The 6,234-nt window shown below is 70.2% G+C and carries 7 protein-coding genes; all 7 read left to right on the top strand.

Going from position 1 to position 6,234, the window contains the following annotated elements; translation table 11 throughout:
- The first annotated feature begins 109 nt into the window (after positions 1 to 109).
- Positions 110 to 763 carry an HAD family hydrolase gene (locus tag A6A06_RS40585; protein WP_073769229.1) on the top strand — a complete coding sequence of 218 codons (654 nt, stop codon included), beginning with the start codon at positions 110 to 112 and terminating at the stop codon, positions 761 to 763.
- Positions 764 to 917: 154 nt separating this feature from the next.
- Positions 918 to 2,099 (top strand): acetoin utilization protein AcuC, encoded by a 1,182-nt coding sequence (locus A6A06_RS40580; protein ID WP_073769227.1) that lies wholly within the window; start codon positions 918 to 920, stop codon positions 2,097 to 2,099.
- A 199-nt stretch (positions 2,100 to 2,298) separates the two neighbouring features.
- Positions 2,299 to 3,144 (top strand): phosphatase, encoded by an 846-nt coding sequence (locus A6A06_RS40575; RefSeq protein ID WP_073769225.1) that lies wholly within the window; start codon positions 2,299 to 2,301, stop codon positions 3,142 to 3,144.
- A gap of 128 nt (positions 3,145 to 3,272) precedes the next feature.
- Positions 3,273 to 3,482: a helix-turn-helix domain-containing protein gene (locus A6A06_RS40570; RefSeq protein WP_014144137.1), complete on the top strand. Its 210-nt coding sequence runs from the start codon at positions 3,273 to 3,275 to the stop codon at positions 3,480 to 3,482.
- A 119-nt stretch (positions 3,483 to 3,601) separates the two neighbouring features.
- Positions 3,602 to 3,700, top strand: a complete 99-nt coding sequence (locus tag A6A06_RS40565) for a 30S ribosomal protein bS22 (protein ID WP_003948845.1) — start codon at positions 3,602 to 3,604, stop codon at positions 3,698 to 3,700.
- A gap of 393 nt (positions 3,701 to 4,093) precedes the next feature.
- On the top strand, positions 4,094 to 5,143 hold the full coding sequence (locus tag A6A06_RS40560; RefSeq protein ID WP_073769223.1) for an NAD-dependent epimerase/dehydratase family protein: 1,050 nt from the start codon (positions 4,094 to 4,096) through the stop codon (positions 5,141 to 5,143).
- 14 nt (positions 5,144 to 5,157) lie between these two features.
- A complete protein-coding gene (locus A6A06_RS40555; protein ID WP_073769221.1) occupies positions 5,158 to 6,162 on the top strand; it encodes a lysophospholipid acyltransferase family protein in 1,005 nt (334 codons plus the stop codon).
- Positions 6,163 to 6,234 lie beyond the last annotated feature (72 nt).

Genomic DNA, 6,234 nt, shown 5'->3' with positions numbered 1-6,234 from the left:
GGACCGGAGCTTTTTTGCGTTTCCTGGCACTTCTGATCCGAGAAAACCGCAAGTATCGGCGCGCGACGCGTTTTTCGGTCCTACCGGGCATGGCGTTTACGCTCGAAGGATGCGTTATGACCTCATCATCTTCGACAACGACGGTGTGCTCGTCGACAGCGAGCCGATTTCCAACACCATCCTTGCCGGTTATCTCACCGAACTCGGCCATCCCACCTCGTACGAGGAATCCCTGCGCGACTACATGGGTGCCGCGGTGCACCGGGTGCACGACCTCGTGAAGGAGCGGACCGGGCAGCTTCTCCCCGAGGACTTCGAGAGCACGCTGCACGCGCGCGTCTTCGAAGCCTTCGAGCGGGAGCTGGAGCCGGTCGCCGGCGTGGACGAGGTGCTGGGAAAGCTGACGGCGGACGGCACTCCGTACTGCGTGGCCTCCTCCGGCAGCCATGAGCGGATCCGCGTCGGACACCGCAGGACCGGCCTCGACGAGTGGTTCGAGGAAGAGTGGATCTTCAGCTCGCAGGACGTCGGCCAGGGCAAGCCGGCCCCTGACCTGTTCCTGCACGCGGCCCGCGAGATGGGCGTGGCGCCCGAGCGCTGCGCGGTGATCGAGGACAGCCCCCTCGGCGTCCAGGCCGCGGCCGCCGCCGGCATGGACGTGTACGGCTTCACCGCCATGACCCCCGCGGAGAAGCTGACCGCGGCCGCCGAGGTCACCGGCCTCTTCGCACGCATGCAGGACCTCCCGACGCTGCTGGCGTAGCTCCGAGGCCGCCGGCATGGCCCCGACGCCTCCGGCACGGCTCCGACGCAGCTCGCGTGGTTGCGTGGCTCCGGCACGCACAGCCGCTGCCCAGGCCGTATCCCGGCCGTACGCCCCACTCTTAGCCCTGGGCCCGACCGATACGGTGACGGGCATGAGCGGCCGTGCACAGCTGATGTGGGACGAGGCAGTTACGGGCTACGACTTCGGGCCCGGCCATCCGATGGACCCGGTCCGGCTCGCGCTGACCATGCGGTTGGTGGAGGCGTACGGACTCGACCGGGGGCCCGATGCGGTGGAAGTGGTGGCCGCGAAGGCCGCCGGTGTCTCCACGCTGCGTCTCGTGCACCGCGAGGACTACATCGACGCCGTACGGAAGGCATCGGCCGACCCGAAGGCGGCCGACACCGCCTACGGGATCGGCACCGAGGACGACCCCGCGTTCGCCGGGATGCACGAGGCGTCGGCGCTGATCGCGGGCCAGTCGGTGGGCGCCGCCGAGTCGGTGTGGCGCGGCCGGGCGCTGCACGCGGTGAACTTCACGGGCGGCCTCCACCATGCGATGCCGGGCGGCGCGGCCGGTTTCTGCATCTACAACGACGCGGCGCTGGCCGTTGCGCGGCTGCTGGAGCTGGGGGCCGAGCGGGTCGCGTACGTGGATGTGGACGTCCACCACGGCGACGGCGTGCAGGCCGCCTTCTGGGACGACCCGCGGGTCCTGACGATCTCCCTGCACGAGCACCCCCGGACGCTCTTCCCGCGGTCCGGATGGCCGGAGGAGACCGGCGGGCACGGTGCCGAGGGCAGCGCGGTGAACGTGGCGCTGCCGGCCGGCACCGGCGACGAGGGGTGGCTGCGGGCCTTCCACGCGGTGGTGCCGGAGCTGCTGGCCGCGTTCCGGCCCGACGTCCTGGTCACGCAGCACGGGGCCGACACCCACTTCGAGGACCCGCTCGCGCACCTGGCGGTGAGCCTGGACGCACAGCGGGCGGTGGCGGCGGCCTGCCACGACCTGGCCCACGAGACGGCCGACGGCCGGTGGGTCGCGCTGGGAGGCGGCGGCTACGCGGTGGTGGATGTCGTACCGCGCACCTGGACCCACCTGGTGGCCATCGCGGCGGGGCGCCCGATCGAGCCCACGTCCCCGGTGCCGGAGGAGTGGCGGCACGAGGTGTACAGCCGTACGCGGCAGGGCGGGCCGCACCGGATGACGGACGGGCGCGGGACGGGCTGGCGCGACTTCGTCGGCGACGGGTACGACCCGGCGGACCGCCTGGACCAGGCGGTGCTGGCGACGCGGCGGGCGGTGTTCCCCGCACACGGCCTGCTGCCGTAAGGCCCAAGGCCTGGCCGCGTACCGGACACATCCCGGAACTCCCGACCCCGTCCCTCCGAACCCCCGCCCCCGCCCCCGTCCCTCGGAACCCCCGCCCCCCTTACCACCGCACTGGCGCCACTTCGGGTCAATACGCCCGGATGTGTGACTACCGGGTGGTTCGGGCACAGGACGAGGGTCCGGGCGCCAGCATGGGCCTGTGTGGGGCACCGGGGCGGGTACGGACGCGGCGACGGACGCCGAGGCGCTGAGGGCGTATGTGGTCAGGGCCCGGCTCGCGGGGACGATCGCGACCTCCAGGGAGAAGAGCCTGACGCGCTACCGGCTCTTCGCGGCCGGTGACCCGCGCGTACTGATCGGTCTTGAGCCCGAACGTGACTGGTCTGTGAGTGAAGTGCTTCGGGTGATGGCTGAGCAGTGTGGAGTTTCGGCCGATCCCGGGCACACTTCCGGCCCAGATGTGATTGATCCCGACCGTACGCTCAGGGGGCTCAACGCTTTCGCGGACCGGCTCGGCGCGGCGGCCGCCCGGCACGCTCCGGTACTGATCGGAACGGGGCATCCGCACCGGCTGCTCGGCTTCTACGGCGGCCTGGCAGACGCCCTGTCGGCGGCGGGGTGCCCCCTTCTCACCCCGGCGTATGGCCGCTGTGTCGACATAGCGACCCGATTCGGGGTACGCACGTACAACCTTGACTACGTACGGGGAGTCGCGCTGATGCGCGAACCGGGCGTGCGGCGCACCGCCGGTGAGCCGGGCGTGCACACCCACTCCCCCCTCCCGGTTCGTACCGCCCTCGACGCCGCGGCAGACGCCGGCGGACCGCTTCCCGAGCTGGTGATCGGTGACCACGGATGGGTCTGCGGAGCAGGTCAGCTGGGCTTTGAGGCCATCGGACTGGCGGATACGGACGATCCCGCGCTGTTCGTCGGGCAGGCGGAGGGGCGGGTGTCCGCCGTAGTTCCGCTTGATGACGCTGTGCGGTCTGATTACTACCGACCGCTTACTCGCTATGTACTCAATCGAGCGTGTCTGTCACAGTAGGCGGCCGATCGCTGCTCCTCTTCCCCACTCGCATCACCCGCCCCTAACCTGGGGAGTGAGCGCACAGCGACGGGGAGTCACCGGAGGGGAAGCCGGTGCCCGTCATGTGCGGAAGGTTCAGGTGTGTCATGGCTGCAGACCAAAGGCCTCTCAATGAGGTCGTGTTCCTGACCGTGGCGGAAGTCGCCACGGTGATGCGAGTGTCGAAGATGACCGTGTACCGCTTGGTGCACAGCGGTCATCTGCCCGCGATCCGAGTGGGGAGGTCGTTCCGGGTCCCGGAGCAAGCGGTTCACGACTACCTCCGTGAGTCCTATGTGGGGGTGGAATCGGCCTGAGGGGCTCAAGGTGACCCTCGGATTACGCCGTAGGCTCGACGCCGGGTAGGCTGGCCCGATGTAGGTAGTGTGGGCTCGGACGCCCCGCACCGAGTGATACGAAGTGAGCGAGGGTAGTCGTGGGCTCTGTTATCAAGAAGCGGCGCAAGCGGATGGCCAAGAAGAAGCACCGCAAGCTGCTCAAGCGCACCCGTGTTCAGCGTCGCAACAAGAAGTAAGCAACGCTGATCGCGATTCCGCAGCCTCTCACCGCAGTACGCGGTGGGGGGCTGCGGTGCGTTTCGGGACGGCTTCTTCCGCGGCGGTCCCGGATTACCGGGCGGCGCACGTCGGCGGCCGCTCCGTGGATACCCGGATGCGGATACCCGGATGGCGTCATCGGGCGGGACGGTGTTCCGGCCCCGGCAAAGTTCCCGGAAAGCGCGGGCCGCGCGAGTGCCCAGGCTCCGGGGGCCGCGGAAAAGTCGGCCGACGGCGCAGGCAAAGCTCGGGCCAAGGCTTGAAATGTAGCTCAGAGCATCCCGCGGTCATCACAGCGCAACAACGACCCGATAGCGTGGCCGCACAGCTCGGCTCACGCGAGGACAAAGGGCGGGAAGGAAGGGCTGATCTTGGGAAAGGTCGTGCTCGTCACTGGAGTCGCACGGCAACTGGGGGGCCGGTTCGTACGACGCATTCAGCGCGACCCCGACGTCGGCCGGGTGATCGGAGTCGATGCCGTAGCGCCCGAGCACCAATTGGGCGGGGCCGATTTCCTCAAGGCCGACATCAGACATCCGGCCATTGCCAAAGTGCTGGCCGAGACCCGTGTGGACACTGTGGTTCACATGGACATCAACGGCACGCCGCTGGGCGGCCGCGGCAGCCGGGCGGCGGTCAAGGAGACCAATGTCATCGGCACCATGCAGCTGCTCGGTGCCTGCCAGAAGGCGCCGAACGTCAAACGGCTGGTGGTGAAGTCGAGCACCAGTGTGTACGGATCCGCGCCCCGCGACCCGGCCGTCTTCACCGAGACCACACCGCCGAAGTCGCTGCCCAGCGGAGGCTTCGCCAAGGACGCGGTCGAGGTCGAGGGGTACGTACGCGGCTTCGCCCGGCGTCGGCCCGACGTGGCGGTGTGCGTGCTGCGCTTCGCCAACATCCTCGGCGCGTGCGCCGACTCGCCGCTCGCCGAGTACTTCTCGATGCCGGTACTGCCGACGGTCCTGGGCTATGACCCCCGGCTGCAGTTCGTCCACGAGGACGACGCGATCGAGGCGCTGTGCCTGGCCGCCGGAAAGCCGCGGCGCGGCACGCTCAACAGCGGCACGTTCAACATCGCGGGGGACGGCGCGCTGCTGCTCTCCCAGTGCTCCCGGCGGCTGGGCCGGCCCACGCTGCCGCTGTTCCTGCCGACCGTCACCTGGGCCGGGTCCGCGCTGCGCTCGCTCGGCATCACCGACTTCTCGCCGGAGCAGATCCGGATGCTCACGCACGGCCGGGTCGTCCAGACGGCGCAGATGCGCGAGACACTGGGGTTTCACCCGAAATACACGACGGCGGAGTCCTTCGCGGAGTTCGCCCGCAGCCGTGGCCCCGGGCTGCTGCCGCCCGCGGTCCTCGCCCGTACCGTCGACCGGCTCGCCGCCGTGCTGCCCGCACGCAGCGGCCCGACCCAGTGAGGAGTTCACCCACGATGGCGGACGCCAAGGTCATTCCCTTCGGCGAGGAGCCCCGGTCGCGCAGAAAGGCCAAGCGGCCGGGCCGCGGAGGCCGCCGTACGTCGCTGGCGCCCGTACCGGAGCCGCGGGGGGAGGCCGGGCAGGAGCAGGCGGCGGGAGCGCTGCAGGGGGCGCCGGGGGCCTCCCTGGAGCAGCGGGTCGCCGGGGGCCTGCGTTTTCTCCGCCGACGGCTGACCGGTGAGTACGAGGTCGACGACTTCGGCTACGACGAGGAGCTGACCGACCAGGTCCTGATGTCGCTGCTGCGGCCCTTCTACGAGAAGTACTTCCGGGTCGAGGTCAAGGGCATCGAGAACATCCCGGCCGACGGCGGCGCGCTGATCGTCGCCAACCACTCCGGGACGCTGCCCCTGGACGGGCTGATGCTCCAGGTCGCGGTGCACGACCACCATCCCGCCGGGCGGCATCTGCGGCTGCTCGCGGCCGACCTGGTCTTCGTGCTGCCGGTGATCAACGAGCTGGCGCGCAAGGCCGGGCACACGCTCGCCTGCGCCGAGGACGCGCAGCGGCTGCTGGAGCGCGGCGAGGTCGTCGGGGTGATGCCGGAGGGCTTCAAGGGCATCGGCAAGCCCTTCTCGGACCGCTACAAGCTCCAGCGGTTCGGGCGCGGCGGGTTCGTCTCCACCGCGCTGCGGGCCGGGGCGCCGATCGTGCCGTGCTCGATCGTGGGCGCCGAGGAGATCTATCCGAAGATCGGGGACGCCAAGACCCTGGCGCGGCTGCTGGGCTTCCCGTACTTCCCGCTGACGCCGACCTTCCCGTGGTTCGGGCCGCTGGGCCTGGTGCCGCTGCCGACGAAGTGGACGATCCAGTTCGGGGAGCCGATCCCGACGGACGGCTACCCGGCGGAGGCGGCGGACGACCCGATGCTGATGTTCAACCTGACGGACCAGGTGCGGGAGACGATCCAGCACACTCTGTACAAGCTGCTGGTGCAGCGGCGTTCCGTGTTCTTCTGAGGGGCCCGGTGAGCTGCTGAGGCCGACCGGGCGGGCCGGTGACGGCCGGTGTGGGCACGCGCGACGCCCCGG

The sequence above is a fragment of the Streptomyces sp. CB02923 genome (assembly GCF_001905005.1).
Taxonomy (GTDB): Bacteria; Actinomycetota; Actinomycetes; order Streptomycetales; family Streptomycetaceae; genus Streptomyces.
The sequence above is the reverse complement of the archived record's forward strand: the minus strand, read 5'-3'. Positions and strand labels throughout refer to the sequence as shown.